This is a genomic window from Thalassotalea agariperforans (assembly GCF_053470345.1).
In genome coordinates this window covers 142,505-161,071 of record NZ_JBQMWH010000007.1, presented here as the reverse complement: position 1 = coordinate 161,071, position 18,567 = coordinate 142,505, and the positions used below count along the sequence as shown (strand labels likewise).

Genomic DNA, 18,567 nt, shown 5'->3' with positions numbered 1-18,567 from the left:
TTTGTTATTGTTTATTGAATATGTTATTGCGCTAAAAGCTGCGGTTGTTGTTTTAATAATCGATGGGTGATTTGAAAGCCTAATTCGCGATAAGCTTCAAATTGCAATTCATCAAAAAATTGATCTATTGTGCTCTGATCTGGGAATGTCGGATTTTGGTTTTTATAACCTAAAACATCAGCACTTAATTCACTTTGTAAAGTTGCTTTGATATAGATAAATTGTGCTTTTTTGCCACAGTGATAGGTGATGTCACCGATGACATAAGCGGCAGCTGATATGCCTTGTTCATTGGGCAGTAATGGACTGGAGTCTATGGTTAATTTAGCGCCAAAATCAACGCGGATCATTTCGGTTAATTTAGCTAAGTCTTTAAACTGAAATAAAGGATCGGCACCGGCATCTGAGGCAATAATGGTAGCACAACGGCGTCTTACTAATTCGTAAACAGCTAAGTTTTCAAAGTGGCCACCATCAGAAAGGTGGATATACTTTTGTTTTTCATTTAGCCCTGCACCAAACATATCGCGGAACATGTAAAGATACCACAATGGTTTTAAGTGCCATTTTGACGTTTGTATTTTGTCAGGATTTGGTAACCAACAACCTAAGCGTAAATTTAATAATCCTAAGAGAAAGTTTAATGTTTTTGAACGTGTTTGTGAGGTATTAGTAGCAACGGCAGCACCGGAAATAGCACAAGCGGTGGCTAAGTCCATCTCGCCATTTTGATAATTTTTAGTGGCAATATAACCGGTTGCGTTAGAGCCGGTAAAGAGCGGTGTAAAACTAAAACAATCACCGGCGCGATTACGGTATTTAGGCTGCTTTGAGCCGGTTAATTCAACATTGCAATTGATAATATGTAATGGTGCTTGGTTGTTGGGTAAGCTTGTTAAATAACAGGCTTGTGAATCTTGCCAAGTGGCGATTTTATATTGACTACAATCGTGTGTGTTAGGTACTTGGTAAGGCATAAAAGCATCACGTAAGCGATTACGATAATAGCCGTGCATTGAAATTAAGTTAATATTACAGGTGAGCGCCAAGATAAATGAAAGGCTGATCAAGCCAATAAAAACATAGGTGAAATTTTCGCCATGGCTATGTTGCCACTGATTTGCATAATGAAAAGTCATAATGAAAAAACCGAGACAAGCTAATAACAAACCTAAATTGATGATCAAACTTTTTAGTAGTGAATTTTTTTTACTGGTAATTTGTGAGCTTGATAACCAAGTTAACAAGATACCAAATAATGAAACACTAAAGCTGGCATGCACCACCCATTCGGTTAATTGTTCGAAATAACGATGAATAATAGGAATGAGTGAGAGCATAAACAACAATATGCCCCAAGAAAAAAGGTGGGTAACACAACGCCGGCAATTTTCAGTACTTTTATTCTTTAAACCATTAACACCGGTACTTAACGCGGTTAATAAAATAAAGGCGATACTCATGAGCATTAATGCCGATGAACTAACCCGTAAAACATCAAAAAACCTAACGACTTTGTCAGTATTCATTAGCTGACTTAACGCGGGAATAGGTAAATTGGCGAAATAAATAATTAAAATAGAAATTGGTAATAGAATAAGTAAGTTAATTAAACTGCCAGTAAATATCGCGGTAAATAACGACATTTTGTTAATGCCATTGCCAGGAGTTAAAAAACTACTGTGAGCACGTAGCCAATTGATCACCGAACCGCCAAGTTTATCATGGTCTTCACGCCGGCTGCCAAAAGGGAATTGCTGTGGAATTTTTGCGCTAAACCAAGTCAGCGCACTTGCAATGTAACCACCGCCTGAAACGGATGATAGCACATCGACTTGTTTAAGTTTCTGATGATTTTCTAAGGCTTGTAAGACCCCTAGATTAAATACCGCAGAGCGAATACCACCGCCAGAAAGTGCTAAGCCATTAATATTATCTTTGTTAATCTTGGGTAAAAGCGCTTGCTCTCGTCTATTTTTAAGCCAGGTTAACTCAGCTTGCTGCATTGCCTCATCATAATTATTGTGATGATAAGTCATTATCTTCTCTAATTGTTTTTATTATTATCTTAATAGAATAACACTATTAAAAATGTTTTTACCATGGTTTTAATTATTTAATTTTTGAAGCTAACACCTTGTTTGTACAGGTGTTTAATTATCTTCAAGTGACTTTTTATAAACAATATTTTCATTTTGCTAAGTTAACCCACAAGATGCTAGGGAAGCTTTTGAACAATGAAAGTAATTCAACCACTAAAACAGTGTTTCGAGGATTTAATTATGTGACTTTTTATCATCATTAATTACAGGCATAATAGCGGCAAAATATTTCAGGAACTTTAATTTATGCCTGTCGAACAAGCTTTAAAACAACGTAGTAATAGTAGCTGCGAATTATGCGCCTCAACAACCGAACTTGCCGTTTATCCGGTACCGCCGAGCAGTGATTTAAGTGCACAACAAAGTATTTACCTTTGTGGTCATTGTTTAAGCCAAATTAATGGTGAAACACCTTTAGAGGTAAATCATTGGCGCTGTTTAAATGACAGCATGTGGAGTCAAGAACCGGCTGTGCAAGTGATGTCTTATCGTTTATTACATAAGTTATCTACCGAAACTTGGGCGCAAGATGCGCTTGATATGATCTATTTAGAAGATGACGTTAAAACTTGGGCTGAGCAGGGGATTGCCGCAGAGCAAAGCAATGGACCAACCCGTGACAGCAATGGCGCTGAGTTACAAAATGGCGATAATGTTACTTTGATCAAAGATTTAAAAGTAAAAGGCGCTAACTTTATTGCCAAGCAAGGCACTATAGTAAGAGGTATTACCTTAACGGATAATCCTGAGCATATTGAGGGTAAAGTTAATGGTACGCGTATCGTCTTAGTGGCGGGGTATTTGAAAAAAGCGTAATAGTTTTAGATAAAGCTAGATTAAAAAAAAAGTATTATATCAGTTCCATTAAGTTTCTGATCTTGTTGTGCGTAGGAAAAATAAATCATGGCAAGGCGCTTGATTGAGCAATAGCCGGCTATTGGGATTGAAAGCAACGCAGCCATGGAATATTTCAACCCGCACAAGTGGGCAATAACTTAATGAAATTGGTATTACTCGCTTAAGCTTATCCTACCGCTAACGTATTGGTTGAATCTCGAACCACTAATTCAGGCGTATATTGCTTACAAATTTCTCTATCATCATTATTTCTGATCTGAGCAATTAATAAGTTTGCCGCTTCTTCTGCTATTTTCATATTGGGTTGGTTAGCCGTAGTTAACTTTGGCCATGTTTGTCTTGAGAATGGGCTGTTTTCGAAACCAGATATCGATAATTGTTGTGGAATTTCAATATTCATTAATCGAGCTGCAAATAAAGCTCCGGCGGCAATTTCATCGTTACAAGAAAATATCGCGGTTGGTTTGTTTTTTTTAGCCATCAAGGCTTTTGCCCCTTCCACGCCTGACTCAAACGAGTATTCAGCATGGATAATAATGTCATCATCTAGGCTGATGTTATTATCACTTAATGCTTGTTTATAGCCCTCTAAACGTTCTACGGTTGAGTTATGCTCAGCACCACCGGCAATAAAACCTATACGCTGATGGCCATTATCGATTAAATGTTGGGTAATAACTTTTGACGCTGCATTATCATTGATCATGATACAGGGGGTTAATTGATCCGGTGCTTTATCACCCGACATAATACGAACAACTTTAACTTCTAAAGCGGTTAATTGTGCAACAAATTCAGGCATTTCAGAAAATGGAGGTGTTAATACTAAGCCAGCAATACGTGAATGTTTTACCATGTTAGTGATTTCTTCAATGGTGCTACTTTCTTTAGCATTACAAGGATGAATTAATAGCTCAAAACCTTGTTTTTTACAGGCATTTAAAATGCCATTTTGCATATCAATCACATAATAAGCATTCGGGTTATCGTAGACATAAGCAATACTGTAAGATTTAGTACCGGCTAAATTTCTAGCGGCTAAATTAGGGCGATAATTTAACTCTGCAACTGAAGCCATTACTTTTTCTCGGGTATTTTGGCGCACAGCACTTTCGTTATTCATTACCCGCGAAACGGTTTTTATTGAAACGCCAGCATGTTTTGCAACGTCATTGATTGTCGCTTTCATTAAATCAAACTACCTGTTTTTAATGCTAAATAAAAAAAATATCAGTATAGGTTATTGCTTTAATCAACTGACAGCAATAGTTATCTGCGGATAATACAACAACGATTGTTTTGTTAACCATTATTTTTGCCATTTTAAGTTGTTAAACACCCTTTTTTTATCGTGAAAAAGTTCAAAATTTAAGTAAAAAATGTTGGTTATTTATTCGGAAATTGTTAGAAAACCGTCTACAGTTAAAAAATATTACCAACTAAATTTTTAATAAAAACATTCACTTGTCTATAATTTATGAAAAAAACAGTAATTAGTTCTAGCCACAGTAATAATTTAGTAGTAAGGTTTACTTAGTGTTTTGACAGCGTTGTCATAAAGAAAAGACAGCGTTGTCATAACTGGTTCAACTTTTAAATCATATTTATAAAAACGGTATAAGGGAAAAAGCAATGTCATCTACACTATTTAAAAAAGGCATACTCGCAAGTTCAATTGCAGTTATCTTATCAGGTGGTTCTTCGGCTATCGCTATGGCTGAAGAAACGAGTGGTGCAACTGAGCAAGTTGAAATCATTGAAGTAAAAGGTTTGCGTGGCTCATTAAGAGAGAACATTAATGCAAAACGTTTTGCAGCTAATGTATCAGACGTTATTACCTCTGAAGATATCGGTAAATTCCCAGATAAAAACGTTGCTGAAACTTTATCTCGTATCACCGGTGTTGCAGTTAGTCGTGAATTTGGTGAAGGTGAAAAAATCAGTATTCGTGGCGCAGGTCCTAAATACAACCGTACCTTATTAAATGGTCAATCAGTGGGTACAGCTGACTGGTTTATTCTTGATGAAGCAAACCGTAGTTTTAACTACACCATGTTGCCGTCAGTTATTGTTAAAGGTTTAGAAGTGAATAAATCACCAATGGCAAGCAGTGATGAAGGTTCAATCGGTGGTAGTGTCGTACTACGTACTCGTCGTCCACTAGATATGGATACCAATACCGTCAGCCTTTCATTAGAAGGTCAATATTCTGAAACTTCTGGTGAAACAGATCCTCAATTAGCTGGCATGTACTCTTGGAAAAATGAAGATGAAACCTTTGGTATCATGGTCTCAGCGGTTGATCAAGAGCGTAATGTAGAGCGCCAAGGTTTTGAAGTATTAGGTTGGATCGAAAGTGACGATGATGAGTATAGTGTTCCTCGTAATATAGGTGTACCGAAATTTATTCAAAGCCGTGAGCGTCAAACCTTGTTTGCGACAATGCAATATGCACCAACTGATAGCTTATTAATGACGTTGAATGTTTTAAGCTCTGAAATGGACGTAGATAACCAAAATGCTAACTTAATTAATTTTGCTGGCGTATCAGATCGTGATGAAGTGATTGCTAACGCGACTAAGGTTGTTAACGGCGCTGTCTTAGCATCGAGTGCCGGTGGTAACTTTGCTTATAATTATATTAACCGTGTTTCAAGTACAAAAACTGAGCAAATTCATTTAGATGTAGATTATGAAGGCGATGATTACGACCTTAACTTCGAAATAGGTACGACTGAAGCAAGTGGTGGTACTTATCGTGAAACTTCATGGGAATATGTTGCTGTTGGTGCAGGTTATGATTATGACCTAACCGGTACACCAGATGTAAACTTAGGTGTTGATCCATCTGATGGTAGCAACTTTGCTGCAGGTTGGATTTGGGGTGGAGCTAAACCAACTACAGATGAAGAAACCTTTGTACAAACGGATTTAAATATTGCTTTAGATTTTGGCCCGTTTACTGCGCTTAAAACCGGTTTTAAATATCGTCAAGCAGAGCGTACACAAGGTCGTCATGCATATAGTTGGCACGCACCGTTTGCAGATGGTGGCGCAAATTCAGATAATTATTTAGATCATATTTTTGATACCTGTCCAACCTTAGCTGATTGTGGTTTAGATGCTTTAGGTGATGCAAATGTTGATGTAGCAGCAACAGGCAATATTACTGACCAAGTATCGCACAATCGCCCATTAATGGAAGAAATTGCCTTTGGTTCATTAAATGGTGTCAATGCCGGTTATGCTATTCACGACAATTTACCTGAAATTTGGGCAGTGGAAGAAGATATTTTAGCCTTATATGTCCAAGGTGACTTTGAAGGTGATGGTTATAGAGGTAACTTAGGTTTACGTTATGTTTCTACAGATCAAACTTCATTTGGTTATGAATATTCAGGCGAAACTTGGGGTTTAAATACCATTAATGGTGACTGGTTAACACCAGAAACTTTGAACTGGGTAAGCCAAGATAATGATTATTCAGAATTTTTACCAAGCTTTAACATTGCCTTTGATTTAGCTAGTGACCAAGTTTTACGGGTTGGTGCTGCAAGAGTTATGGCGCGTCAAAACTGGGCAGATATTTCTTCATCTGAAACATTTGGTTCATTAACCGGTGGTCAAGGCTCTGGTACTCGAGGAAATCCAAACTTAGCACCTACTATTGCTAATCAGTTTGATATTTCATGGGAATGGTATTACGACGATGCCTCTATGTTATCGGTTGCCTACTTTACCAAAGAACTTGATTCATTAAGAACAACAACAACGGTTACTGAAGATCGCTATGATGAAGATAATGAAATTTGGGTACCTGTTAACTTTGCTCAACCAGGTAATGGCTTAGGTGGTACTATTGATGGTATCGAAATTGGTATCCAACATGATCTAGGTGGTTACGGTTTCTCAGCTAACTATACTTATACGGATTCAAGTGCTAAAGAAGCGCGTGATATAAGTATGCCAGGTACAGGTTTAGTAGAAGGTACTTCGCAAGATATGCTGAACTTAACCGCTTATTATGAAAATGACGATTTCCAAGCGCGTGTAATGTATAACTACCGTAGTGAATGGTACAAAGGATTACACTTTAATGGTGATGAGTTATTTAATGATGAGTTTGGTCAATGGGATGCTAGTGCTTCTTATAACTTAAATGAAAATGTTACATTTACGTTAGAAGCTGTAAACCTTGCTGATGAAGAAATTGTTGAATACAACACTAACAAAGAACGCATTATGTCTATTTACCAAAATGGTCGCCGATTTGTTGCTGGTGTTCGTGTTAACTTCTAATTAACGCGTATTTTGAAGCCGAGCTTTGCTCGGCTTTTTTATCTCTATTTTCAGTGACTATATTGAACTTAGAGATAATGATTAAAGGTATTTTTTGCTAAGTTAATCGCAATATTGATAAGTATTTTTAATCATTATTTTAGTGTCATCATTTGTTCTTTAATCGATAACAAAGAATGACAAATATTTTCGGAGGTGATTTATCAGAGCATTAAAGCAAGTTGCCACTTGGCATAATGTGACCACCGAACTTTTTCAACAAGAAATCGCATCTTTAGCTGAGCCTGCACTTTTAAAAGGTTTAGTAAAACACTGGCCGTTAGTTGAAAAAAGTAGGCCAGAGCAAGAGCAAAAGAGTGAGCCAAGCAAACAAAATACGTCAACTCATTCGACACTGCTGGATTTTTTAACTGAGCATTATGTTGGTGGTGATGTTCGTTTAGCTGAAATTAAGGCCGGAGAAAAAACACAGTTTTTTTATAACCAAGCATTTAACGGTTTTAATTTTGAACGCAAGGTAACGAGCTATCAAACATTTATTAACTGTTTAAATAATTATGCTCAAGCGATTAATCAAGCCCCTGATAGCTTAACTCAAGGCGCAGTGGCTATTCAAAGCGCGCCCTTAAAAGATTATTTTCCAACATTACATAGCCAGCATGACATGGCGTTATTTGGCAAAGAAACAACTGAACCACGTTTTTGGTTAGGTAATAAATCAACCGTGGTTGCGCATTATGATGACGCCGACAATATTGCTTGTGTTGTCGCAGGTCGTCGGCGTGTGACCTTATTTCCGCCAGAGCAAATTGCTAACTTATATGTTGGGCCATTACAGTTTACTCCTGCAGGGGCACCAGTGAGTATGGTGGATTTATCTGCGCCTGATTTCGATAAGTTCCCACGCTTTAAACAAGCATTAAACTATGCGCTTGTTGCTGAGCTTGAACCAGGCGATGCTTTATATATTCCACGTTTATGGTGGCATCATGTGCAAGCGTTAAGTGACATTAACATGCTCATAAATTATTGGGCGGGTGGCTCTATTGCTACCAGCAATAAACCTGTGCCCATGGATGCTATGTTATTAGCCATATTAACTATTCGAGATTTACCTACACCACAAAAAAAAGCATGGCAGGCCTTTTTTAATCATTATGTTTTTGACCATAGTGAGCAAAGCCAACAACATATTCCTAAGCAGATAAAAGGCATTTTAGCGCCGTTATCACCAGAGCACATTATCAATATTAAAAAGTGGCTAAATAGCCAGTTAAGTTAACTTTATTTATGAGATTTATTATGTCAGTAAAATTATCGTCGTTAAATATGCGCAATTCTATCGGGCAAATATCCGATCAAATTCCCATTAAAGTATTATCATTCAGCGCTTTGATGCGTAAAGCTATGGTTGGCACGGTTATGTTAACATCAATGAGCTTGGTCAGTGCATGCAGCCCAGAAAATGAAACCGTATACAATCAAGCTGAAACATTGAGTGAACAACAAGTTTTAACCGCGGCTAAGCAACAAGATATTGATAACATCGCACAGAGTTTACAGGTTAAATATCAACAAATAGATAATCGTCCATCAGCTGAATGTGATCCGAATATTGAAAATGGTAACTGTTTTCGAGTGGATTTAGTATTAACCGCTAATAAAGCGATAAAAGCGAATGATTGGCAGATTTATTTTAGCCAAATTACCCCCATTCAAAAATCAATTAGCGATGAATTTACTATTACCCATTTAAACGGTGATTTACATCAAATTAATTTAACCGATAAATTTTCCGGCTTTAACGCTGGCGAAACTAAAGTTATTACTTTTTATGCTAACTTTTGGTCATTATCAGAAACGGATGCTTTACCTAATTATATTATCACCGGTAAGCAAGATAAGGCGGTTATTGATACAGCGATTGAAGCACGAGTAATAGAAAGTACCAAGGTTGTAATAGATCCAGAAACGGGCTTAGAAATTTTACCGTATGTTGTTACCTATATAGACGAAGAAAAACAGTTTAAACGTACGGCAAATGATAAAACCGAGTGGTTAACAGCAGAGCGTTTGTATGAGCGTAACCAAGCTCATGATTTTAGTATGTTTGAGCAAGACGCAGGTTTCAATAAAGTTTCACAACAAATAATACCGACCCCAACTAGCGCTGAGTTTAGCAAAACAGGTGCGACACTTGATATTTCCAATGGTTTGAAGGTGACTTATCAAGGCGTTGAACCCGTTGCCGTTGGCGCTGCATTAACAAGACTTGCAGAATTGGGCATCAAGCAAAATAGTGAGAGCAAATTATCATTAACTATTCAGGTTGATGAACAAGCCAGCACAAGCACTAAAGCCTTAGGGTCTTATCAATTAAGTATCCAACCCCAACAAATTTACATTATAGCAAATGATGCCTCTGGTGCTTTTTATGGCTTACAAAGTATTGCCAGTTTGTATCAATTAGGTAGCCAGCGTTTACCTGTTGTTGAGATCACTGATCAACCTCATTACGAGTTTCGGGGTTTGTTAGTTGATGTTGCGCGAAACTTTCGTGATAAGGCATTTATTTTAAAATTATTAGAGCAAATGTCGGCTTATAAATTAAACAAACTGCATTTGCATTTAGGTGATGATGAAGGCTGGCGTTTAGAAATTCCGTCATTACCTGAATTAACTGAAATAAGTAGTAAGCGTTGTTTTGATGTAACCGAGCAACATTGTTTAATGCCTCAGCTAGGTGCAGGGCTTGATCCAACCAGTGCTGTCAATGGTTATTATTCGGTAGCTGATTACCAAGAGATTTTACAAGCAGCCAGTGCTCGCCATATTCAAGTTATCCCGTCGTTAGATATGCCTGGTCATTCACGTGCGGCAGTGAAAGCAATGACGGCGAGATATAATAAATACATGCTTAAAGAAGAAAAAGATAAAGCCGAGCAATTCTTACTGCATGATCCACAAGACACAACCGTATATTCATCGGTGCAATATTATAACGACAATACCATTAACGTGTGTTTAGAGTCGTCATATGCTTTTGTTGCTGAAGTTATGCAACAAGTTAAATCTATTCACCAACAAGCAGGGCAACCGCTGACTCGTTATCATATTGGCGCTGATGAAACCGCAGGGGCTTGGGTATCGTCACCGGCTTGTCACAAATTTTTAAATAAAAATGATCATGGGATCACAGATGTTGGTCAATTAGGTGGCTACTTTGTAGAACGGGTTGCTAATTTATTAGCTTCAATGGATATTGAAACGGCAGCATGGAGTGATGGGTTGTCACATACTCGTCGCGATAAAATGCCTGCCGTGGTACAAGCAAACGCGTGGAGCCTGTTGATGTGGGACGGCCATAATGCTGCGCATGAGCTTGCTAATCGCAATTGGCATGTGGTGGTTTCAACGCCGGATGTTTTATATTTTGATTTTCCTTATGAAGCCGATCCTAAAGAGCATGGTTATTACTGGGCATCACGCCATATTAACAGCGAAAAAATCTTCCAATTTATGCCTGATAATTTACCTATTCATGCTGAATTTTGGCTTGATCGTGAAGAACAACCTTATATTGCTAACGACACGTTAAAAGTTGATGAAAGCGGTAAAATTTTATCTCAGCCATTAGAGCAGGGTAGAGTGTTTGCTGGTATTCAAGGTCAGTTATGGAGTGAAAATACGCGCACGGATAATACCGCTGAATATAAATTATTTCCTCGATTATTATCATTGGCTGAACGCGCTTGGCATCAAGCCGAATGGGCAGTTCCTTATGATTATGATGGTTTTGTCTATAGCCAAAATAGCAACCGATTTAGCGCTGATTTACAAACTCAGCGCGATAGCCAATGGCAGTTGTTCGCTGCTACTTTAGGTTTGAAAGAGTTTGCTAAATTAGAGCAAGCAGGAGTTCATTATCGTTTACCAACGGTAGGAGCCAAAATTATTGAAGGACATTTATTTGCTAATGTTGCTTATCCGGGATTAACCATTGAATATCAAGTAAATGGTGGTCAGTGGTCAACATACCATGCGCCAGTTAAGGTATCGGGCGAGGTTTGGGTACGAACAAAAACACATAATGGCCAGCGTTTTGGTCGAAAATTACAAGTTTATTAAAATAAAAAGCAAATAATCAAAATAATATAATAGTTTAATGTCGATAAAAATCAGTAGCTTAATCTTTATTTTTTATCGGCATTAAGTGATAAAAACAAAAAAATAGCGAATAATGTAAAAAACAAATGACAACGCTGTCATTTATGGTAATATGATTACATTAAAATTAGAACCACGGGAAAACATGCAAGCTAAAGCGGAATGTTTTTCACGTAAAAGAGTCAGCCTGACACGAGGTCAAAATGCTAACAAGTGTTAACAATAAAAACGAACTGTTCTTGGGGATTGATGGTGGCGGTACTAAGTGTAAAGCCATTATTGTTAACAGTGAAAATGAGGTTTTAGGGACAGGAGTTTCTGGTCCTGGTAATCCGTTACACGGTTTTGAACAAGCAACACATTCTATTGAACAATCAGCAAAATTGGCATTAATTGATGCAGGCCTTGGCCATTTATCATTAAACGATTTAGTTGCTGGTGTTGGTTTAGCAGGGGTTAATTTACCTGTGTTATACAAACAAATGAGTGACTGGCAACATCCTTTTAAACAAATGCATTTAGCGACTGATTTACTTATTGCCTGTTTAGGTGCGCATCAAGGTGAATATGGCGCTGTAATGATCACGGGCACGGGTTCTTGCGGTTTTTCACATGTTGATGATGAAGTGTTTATGATCGGTGGTCATGGTTTTCCTCACGGTGATAAAGGCAGTGGCGCATGGACAGGCTTTCAAGCAGCTAAACAAGTACTGTTATCGTTAGATAAATTAATTCCAGATACATCCTTAACGCCTAAGTTATTAAAACATTTACAAGTTAATGATGCCGTGGAAATGGTGGAAGTGATCGCAGGTAAACCGGCCGCATTCTTTGCCGAATTTGCTCGCGATGTCTTTATTGAAGCTTGTGCCGGTGACGATATCGCTCGTGCCATAGTGCAAGAAGGTGCTGGTTATATCAGCAATGTCGCAAGAAAATTATTAACAAAAAATCCACCTAGAATTTCGTTGATTGGCGGTTTAACCCCAGTCATTACCCCTTGGTTAGATGCTGATGTGCAAGGGAAGCTATCCGCTCCTTTATCGCCACCTGAAATAGGTTCGGTTATTTACGCCAGACAGCAACAAGCTAAATATTGCAAAATCTCATAAGAGTTAAGGTTTATCATGTTAACAATCATGGAAAAAGAGGCAGCGCAAGCGCCAAGTGTTATTAAAAATCAGATCATAGAAAATCAGTCAATAGCTGCTAAAATCGGTGCTAAATTACGTGAAATAGCGCCTAAGTCAGTGATGATTATTGGTCGTGGTTCATCTGATCATGCTGGTGTTTTTGGTAAATACTTAATTGAAATTGAAGCGGGTGTACCGGTCAGTTCTGCAGCGCCATCAGTGGCGAGTGTTTATGGTAAAAAATTAAAATTACAAGACAGTTTAGTGATTGTTATTTCACAATCGGGTCGTAGTCCAGACATTATTGCCCAAGCTCAAATGGCAAAAGATGCTGGTGCTTATTGTGTCGCTTTAGTGAATGATGAAACATCTCCTTTAGGTGATATTGTTGATGAAGTACTACCATTAAAAGCCGGCGCTGAAATTTCAGTAGCGGCAACAAAAAGTTATTTAGCAACTTTATCTGCGTTAGCACATTTAGTTGCTAACTGGACAGAAAATCAAGAACTTATTAATGCCTTGGCTGAGTTACCTGCCGCGATGGAAGAAATGATTGCATCACCAGCGCAATTAACGCCAGCGTCGATAGCGAACGTTAAAAATATGGTGGTATTAGGTCGTGGTTTAGGTTTTGCAATTGCAAAAGAAATGGCGTTAAAACTGAAAGAAGTGTCTAGTATTCATGCCGAAGCGTTTAGTAGTGCAGAATTTTTACATGGGCCGGTAACCTTAGTTGAACAAGGATTAGCAATTTTAAACTGTGCCGTGAATGATGAAAGTGCTACCTCTCATCAAGAGCAAATTGATGAAGTAATTGACCGTGGCGCAGATCTTGTTCATTTACGTCAAAATGATGTTATTGTTCATCCTCGTTTAGCGCCACTTGTTGTTTTACAACGCTTTTATTTAGATGTGGCAAAAGTTGCGGTTAGTCGTGGTTTTAACCCTGATGAGCCAAAAGGGCTTAAAAAAGTAACAAGGACTTTATAAATGTCAGTACAACGAATTCATGCAAAAAAATTATTTAACGGTGAAGATTTTCTACTTGATCAGGTATTAACCATTGAACAAGGAAAAATTATTGCAATAGATGATGACATCACAAACGTTGATGAAAGTTTGCAAGGCTTAGTTGTACCCGGATTTATTGACCTACAAGTTAATGGCGGCGGTGGCGTATTATTTAATAGTACTCCTACGGTTGCCAGCATTAAGTCGATAATGCAAGCTCATGCTCAATTTGGTACAACGGCGATGTTACCAACCTTGATCACTGATACGGTTGAGGTGATGCAACAAGCGGCGGATAGTATCGCCGATGCAATCAAAGAAAAAGTACCTGGCATTATCGGGGTGCACTTTGAGGGGCCACATTTATCGGTGGCTAAAAAAGGTGCGCACAGCGAAGAATATATTCGTCCGATATCAGAACAAGAATGGCAGGTATTATCACGCCAAGATTTAGGTGCCGTTATTGTGACACTGGCACCTGAAAATGTGTTACCTAGCGATATTGAAAAAATGGTTGGCTTAGGTATTCACGTTTGTTTAGGGCATACCGATGCTGATTATACGACAACTCAAAAAGCGATTGATATTGGCGCTAGCGGTTTTACCCATTTATTTAATGCCATGTCACCTTTACAAGGTCGTGAACCCGGTGTGGTTGGCGCGGCATTGTTAAACGATCAAACTAGTTGTGGTTTAATTGTTGATGGTCATCATGTTGATTATGTCAGCTGTCAATTAGCGATAAAAACCAAACCTCAAGCTAAGGTTTTTTTAGTGACGGATGCCATGCCGCCAGTAGGCACTAAGGATACTGAATTTGCTTTTTTTGATCGAACGGTACAGTTAGCTGATGGCAAGTTAACGTCAACTACGGGCGAGCTTGCCGGCTCGGTACTTGATATGGCGACAGCGGTTCGTAATACCGTTAATCATGTTAACTTACCGTTAGCACAAGCCCTTAATATGGCAGCTAAAAATCCGGCTGACTATATTAAACAAAGCCATTTACGGGGCATGCTTATGGTTAATAGCCAAGCAGACTTTGTTGAACTTGATGAACAACAACAGGTATTAAGTACTTGGATAAATGGCAAACAAGTTTACCCGATTAATAACAATAATATTTAACCTAATAAGATAAGAGTGAGGAAGTAGCTATGACAACACAGGTAATTGATACATCAACAAAAAGCAGCGTGGTGCCAATGGCCATAGTTGCCATGCTCTTTTTCATACTAGGTTTTGCTACTTGGCTTAATGGTTCATTGATGCCGTATTTAAGTCAAATACTAAAATTAACCCCGTTTCAAGGTTCGTTAATTCTCTTTTCATTTTATATTGCGGTGACCTTTACCGCTTTACCCTCGGCAACGGTTATTAAAAAAGTTGGCTATAAAAATGGTATGGCTTTAGGCATGGCGGTAATGATGGTCGCTGGCTTGTTATTTATACCTGCCGCCAAATCACAGTTTTTCCCTTTGTTTTTATTAGCACAATTGGTGATGGGAGCAGGGCAAACCTTGTTACAAACTGCGGTTAACCCTTATGTTGTACGTTTGGGGCCTGAAGAATCAGCCGCTGCTCGTATTAGTATTATGGGAATTTTAAATAAAGGTGCCGGTGTTATTGCCCCTATGGTGTTTACCGCACTTATTTTAAGTAACTTTACGGATACGGTAGGAACAGAACTAAGCCAAGGTCAAATTGATGAGATGGCAAACAGCTTAATTTTTCCTTATCTTGGCATGGCGTTATTCATTGGTATTTTAGCTTTTGCTGTTAAAAAGTCGCCATTACCTGAATTGAGTAATGAAGATGAGTCGGCTAGCAGTTCAACAGCAGAAATTAAAGAAGCCTTATCTCACCCTAATTTAGCTTTTGGTGTTATTGCTATTTTTGTTTATGTGGCGGTTGAAGTGATTGCTGGCGATACCATTGGTACCTTTGCTTTATCGTTAGGTGTTGAAAGCTACAGTATTATGACGTCGTATACCATGATTTGTATGGTGCTTGGTTATATCTTAGGTATTGCTTTAATACCGCGTTTTATTAGCCAAGCAAAAGCTTTGATGGTATCGGCCGTTTTAGGTTTGGCTTTTACATTCGGCATATTATTTGGCGATCCAAACTCATTTATTATTGCTGATGCGTTATTAGTGCCATTTGGCGGCGCGCATTTACCCGATGTTTTGTTATTCATTGCTTTTTTAGGTTTAGCTAATGCGATTGTATGGCCGGCGGTATTTCCTTTAGCGTTGTCAGGTATGGGTAAATTAACCAGTACAGGCTCAGCCCTATTAGTTATGGGGATAGCTGGTGGTGCGTTTGGTCCTATGTTTTGGGGCTTATTAAGTGGCGTCAGTTCATTACAAATGGGTTACTCAGTTATGTTACCTTGTTATTTATTTATTCTGTTTTATGCCGTTAAAGGCCATAAAATGAAAAAGGCGTAACCTGCTTTACTTCTTTTGAAATTCTAAGAGCGTAAATAGATCATTTTGATCAACCTCGAACTTTTGTTCGAGGTTTTTTTATCCACCGTTTCTTGATTTTTTATCAATATTTTCAATCTTCTACTTGAATATATATCAACCATATTTGTGGTTGACCAATATTATAGTTTGTAAATCTCGGTAAGTTTTTGGTAATAATTATTGGTATTACACTGTATTTCTGGTTTAATTAGTTGTTATCGATGTTTTGTCAACTATGAATGGTTGTTTTGGTCTGTGTTGTTTTTCCAGAAAATTAAACCATAGTTAAATAAACAAAATGTAATACAGCGTATTGTCATCAAGACGTATGTCAGTACGCTGTATTTGAATTTAGTCAACAGTTAAGTGGATGTTATGAAAGCAGTTAATATTCTTCCAGTGTTAATGTTAGTTTTAACCGGATGTGGCGGTGGTTCGAGTGGCTCACAGCCTAACAACTCAGATCAATCTGATAATGAGCAAAGCCCGATAATTGAAACCCCCGTTGAGAACGAAATCTGTGTTAGTACATCAACATTAACCCTAATGGCGAGTGACCAAGGTTTAAATGATGGTCATTTACCCGAAAACGTGATCGATGGTAACACAGACAATGATTCTCGTTGGTCAAGTGAAGGCGCAGCCCAAGAACTTATTATTGACTTAGGTCAGAGCATCGCATTAAGCAATCTAGCTATTTTGTGGTATCAAGCTGATGTACGAACCTCTTATTTCGAAGTAGAAACATCACTGGATCAAAGTAGTTGGCAACCAGTGCTGGTTTCAGGTCAATCCACAGTGACCAGTAAAGCATTTGAACAGTATGAATTACTTCCTTCAACTGGGCGTTACGTTAAAGTGATTGGCCAAGGAAATTCTGTTAATCAGTGGAATAGCATTATTGAAATAGTGGTTAATCACTGTGGCGAACTTGGTGATCTATTACCTGAAATCATCGAAGAACCTGAAGACAATATACCTGAACCACCAGTAGATAATACGCCAGAACAGCCAATTGAAAGTACTCATACGATTGAGCTGAACGATTGGTATTTAAGTATTCCAACTGACGATGATGGCAATGGTAGGTCTGACAGTATTAGTGAAAATGAATTAGTTGCCGGCTATCAAAACAGTCATTACTTTTATCCATCTAGTGATGGTGGTTTAGTCTTTAAGGTACCTGTTGCAGGTTATAAAACATCAACAAATACCAGCTATACTCGTACTGAACTAAGAGAAATGTTACGTCGTGGTAATTCAAGTCATAAAACCCAAGGTATCAATAAAAATAACTGGGTATTTTCATCAGCATCACAAGCCGAGCAAGATGCTGCTGGTGGTGTAGATGGTGTATTAAACGCAACATTAGCGGTTAATTATGTTACTACCACAGGCTCTACCAGCCAAGTAGGGCGTGTGATCATTGGGCAAATTCATGCCAATGATGATGAACCCATTCGCCTTTATTATCGTAAGCTACCTAATAATGACAAAGGTTCTATTTATTTTGCCCATGAAGTACTAGGTGGTGATGATAAGTATGTTGAGATGATAGGTACAAGATCCCAAAGTGCCAGTAATCCAACGGATGGTATTGCCTTAAATGAACGCTTTAGTTACCAAATCGAAGTCATCGGCAATATGTTAAATGTCACTATTACTCGAACTGGTAAACCCGATGTTACCGCTTCTTACGATATGACAGCGAGTAATTATCATAGTGGTGGTCAATATATGTATTTTAAAGCTGGCGTCTATAATCAAAATAATACAGGTAATGCTGATGATTATGTGCAAGCGACCTTTTATCAAATCGACAATTCACATACCGGCTATAACTATTAGTCTGCAAAAATAAGGAATTAAACATGAGAGCTATAATTTTAACCCTATTACTAAGTTTAACCACATCTGCTTATAGCGCTGACTGGGAAACGAGAGAATTACTTAATAGTACGGTTTTTATCGATTTTCCAACGAGCGTTAAAATTAAAGAAGAATCAGCAGATAAAGTGGTATTGGATAATAAGTCTGGTTTAGCTAAATTCACTTTTCACCAGACCAATATTGCAGCTGATGTCAAAACAATTAAACAAATACATAAAGCTATCTCAGCCAAATACCACAAGGGCTATCCAGATGCTAATTGGTCTAAAGATAAAGTTATCAACAAATTTGAAACTAAGGTTTTTATCCTTGAGTTTGAAAATAAATCAGTAAGATCAAATGATTATAATATAATTTACGGTATCCCTTTGAATGGTAAGTTATTGTTTGCTTCATATAACTCATTAGAAAGAAAAGCAAAAAACAAGTGGCGAACAATTGCTCGAGAAGCGTTTGATACGCTCGAGTTAAACTAATATTTACTTAATAAAACAAGCGACTTTATGTCGCTTTTTTTATGTCCTCAATTTGTTGATTTCGTTGTGGTAATTTATTTGGTAATAACAAAGTTGCGTTTTTGGTTTAACTTTGGCTTGACATTTGGTGCTCTATTTATCATATTGTTGTTATATG

The 18,567-nt window shown here is 37.9% G+C and carries 12 protein-coding genes; 10 read left to right on the top strand and 2 right to left on the bottom strand.

Annotation, left to right across the window (positions count from 1 at the left end):
* Nucleotides 1-23 precede the first annotated feature (23 nt).
* Nucleotides 24-2,039 (bottom strand): patatin-like phospholipase family protein, encoded by a 2,016-nt coding sequence (locus ACSLUO_RS11275; protein ID WP_448248629.1) that lies wholly within the window; start codon nucleotides 2,037-2,039, stop codon nucleotides 24-26.
* 309 nt (nucleotides 2,040-2,348) lie between these two features.
* Here ACSLUO_RS11275 and ACSLUO_RS11270 point away from each other — a divergent pair, with 309 nt between their 5' ends.
* Complete coding sequence (locus ACSLUO_RS11270; protein WP_448248628.1) at nucleotides 2,349-2,918, top strand: PhnA domain-containing protein; 570 nt, start codon at nucleotides 2,349-2,351, stop codon at nucleotides 2,916-2,918.
* A gap of 208 nt (nucleotides 2,919-3,126) precedes the next feature.
* Here ACSLUO_RS11270 and ACSLUO_RS11265 read toward each other — a convergent pair whose 3' ends face one another.
* Entirely contained in the window at nucleotides 3,127-4,149 is a 1,023-nt protein-coding gene (locus ACSLUO_RS11265) for a LacI family DNA-binding transcriptional regulator (RefSeq protein WP_448248627.1), read from the bottom strand.
* 443 nt (nucleotides 4,150-4,592) lie between these two features.
* Here ACSLUO_RS11265 and ACSLUO_RS11260 point away from each other — a divergent pair, with 443 nt between their 5' ends.
* The 9 genes from ACSLUO_RS11260 (at nucleotide 4,593) to ACSLUO_RS11220 (ending at nucleotide 18,410) form a co-directional block, all read left to right on the top strand.
* Complete coding sequence (locus tag ACSLUO_RS11260; RefSeq protein WP_448248626.1) at nucleotides 4,593-7,259, top strand: TonB-dependent receptor; 2,667 nt, start codon at nucleotides 4,593-4,595, stop codon at nucleotides 7,257-7,259.
* 238 nt (nucleotides 7,260-7,497) lie between these two features.
* Nucleotides 7,498-8,541: a cupin-like domain-containing protein gene (locus tag ACSLUO_RS11255; RefSeq protein ID WP_448248625.1), complete on the top strand. Its 1,044-nt coding sequence runs from the start codon at nucleotides 7,498-7,500 to the stop codon at nucleotides 8,539-8,541.
* 140 nt (nucleotides 8,542-8,681) lie between these two features.
* Nucleotides 8,682-11,387: a beta-N-acetylhexosaminidase gene (locus tag ACSLUO_RS11250; protein WP_448248657.1), complete on the top strand. Its 2,706-nt coding sequence runs from the start codon at nucleotides 8,682-8,684 to the stop codon at nucleotides 11,385-11,387.
* A gap of 242 nt (nucleotides 11,388-11,629) precedes the next feature.
* Entirely contained in the window at nucleotides 11,630-12,538 is a 909-nt protein-coding gene (nagK, locus tag ACSLUO_RS11245) for an N-acetylglucosamine kinase (RefSeq protein WP_448248624.1), read from the top strand.
* 12 nt (nucleotides 12,539-12,550) lie between these two features.
* The gene (nagB-II, locus tag ACSLUO_RS11240) at nucleotides 12,551-13,549 is read left to right on the top strand and encodes a glucosamine-6-phosphate deaminase NagB-II (RefSeq protein WP_448248656.1); all 999 of its coding nucleotides are present in this window, start codon (nucleotides 12,551-12,553) and stop codon (nucleotides 13,547-13,549) included.
* Nucleotides 13,550-14,698: an N-acetylglucosamine-6-phosphate deacetylase gene (gene nagA, locus ACSLUO_RS11235; protein ID WP_448248623.1), complete on the top strand. Its 1,149-nt coding sequence runs from the start codon at nucleotides 13,550-13,552 to the stop codon at nucleotides 14,696-14,698.
* 29 nt (nucleotides 14,699-14,727) lie between these two features.
* Nucleotides 14,728-16,023, top strand: coding sequence for an N-acetylglucosamine MFS transporter NagP (nagP, locus tag ACSLUO_RS11230; RefSeq protein WP_448248622.1), 1,296 nt, complete (start codon nucleotides 14,728-14,730; stop codon nucleotides 16,021-16,023).
* Between the two features lie 396 nt (nucleotides 16,024-16,419).
* Nucleotides 16,420-17,892, top strand: a complete 1,473-nt coding sequence (locus ACSLUO_RS11225) for a polysaccharide lyase family 7 protein (RefSeq protein ID WP_448248621.1) — start codon at nucleotides 16,420-16,422, stop codon at nucleotides 17,890-17,892.
* Between the two features lie 23 nt (nucleotides 17,893-17,915).
* A complete protein-coding gene (locus ACSLUO_RS11220; RefSeq protein WP_448248620.1) occupies nucleotides 17,916-18,410 on the top strand; it encodes a hypothetical protein in 495 nt (164 codons plus the stop codon).
* Nucleotides 18,411-18,567: the final 157 nt, after the last annotated feature.

What these genes read in the sequence shown, in the direction of transcription:
- ACSLUO_RS11275 (WP_448248629.1), bottom strand. Translation starts at nt 2,039, where the DNA reads ATGACTTATCATCACAATAATTATGATGAGGCAATGCAGCAAGCTGAG.
- ACSLUO_RS11270 (WP_448248628.1), top strand. Translation starts at nt 2,349, where the DNA reads ATGCCTGTCGAACAAGCTTTAAAACAACGTAGTAATAGTAGCTGCGAA.
- ACSLUO_RS11265 (WP_448248627.1), bottom strand. Translation starts at nt 4,149, where the DNA reads ATGAAAGCGACAATCAATGACGTTGCAAAACATGCTGGCGTTTCAATA.
- ACSLUO_RS11260 (WP_448248626.1), top strand. Translation starts at nt 4,593, where the DNA reads ATGTCATCTACACTATTTAAAAAAGGCATACTCGCAAGTTCAATTGCA.
- ACSLUO_RS11250 (WP_448248657.1), top strand. Translation starts at nt 8,682, where the DNA reads ATGTTAACATCAATGAGCTTGGTCAGTGCATGCAGCCCAGAAAATGAA.
- nagK (WP_448248624.1), top strand. Translation starts at nt 11,630, where the DNA reads ATGCTAACAAGTGTTAACAATAAAAACGAACTGTTCTTGGGGATTGAT.
- nagA (WP_448248623.1), top strand. Translation starts at nt 13,550, where the DNA reads ATGTCAGTACAACGAATTCATGCAAAAAAATTATTTAACGGTGAAGAT.
- nagP (WP_448248622.1), top strand. Translation starts at nt 14,728, where the DNA reads ATGACAACACAGGTAATTGATACATCAACAAAAAGCAGCGTGGTGCCA.
- ACSLUO_RS11225 (WP_448248621.1), top strand. Translation starts at nt 16,420, where the DNA reads ATGAAAGCAGTTAATATTCTTCCAGTGTTAATGTTAGTTTTAACCGGA.
- ACSLUO_RS11220 (WP_448248620.1), top strand. Translation starts at nt 17,916, where the DNA reads ATGAGAGCTATAATTTTAACCCTATTACTAAGTTTAACCACATCTGCT.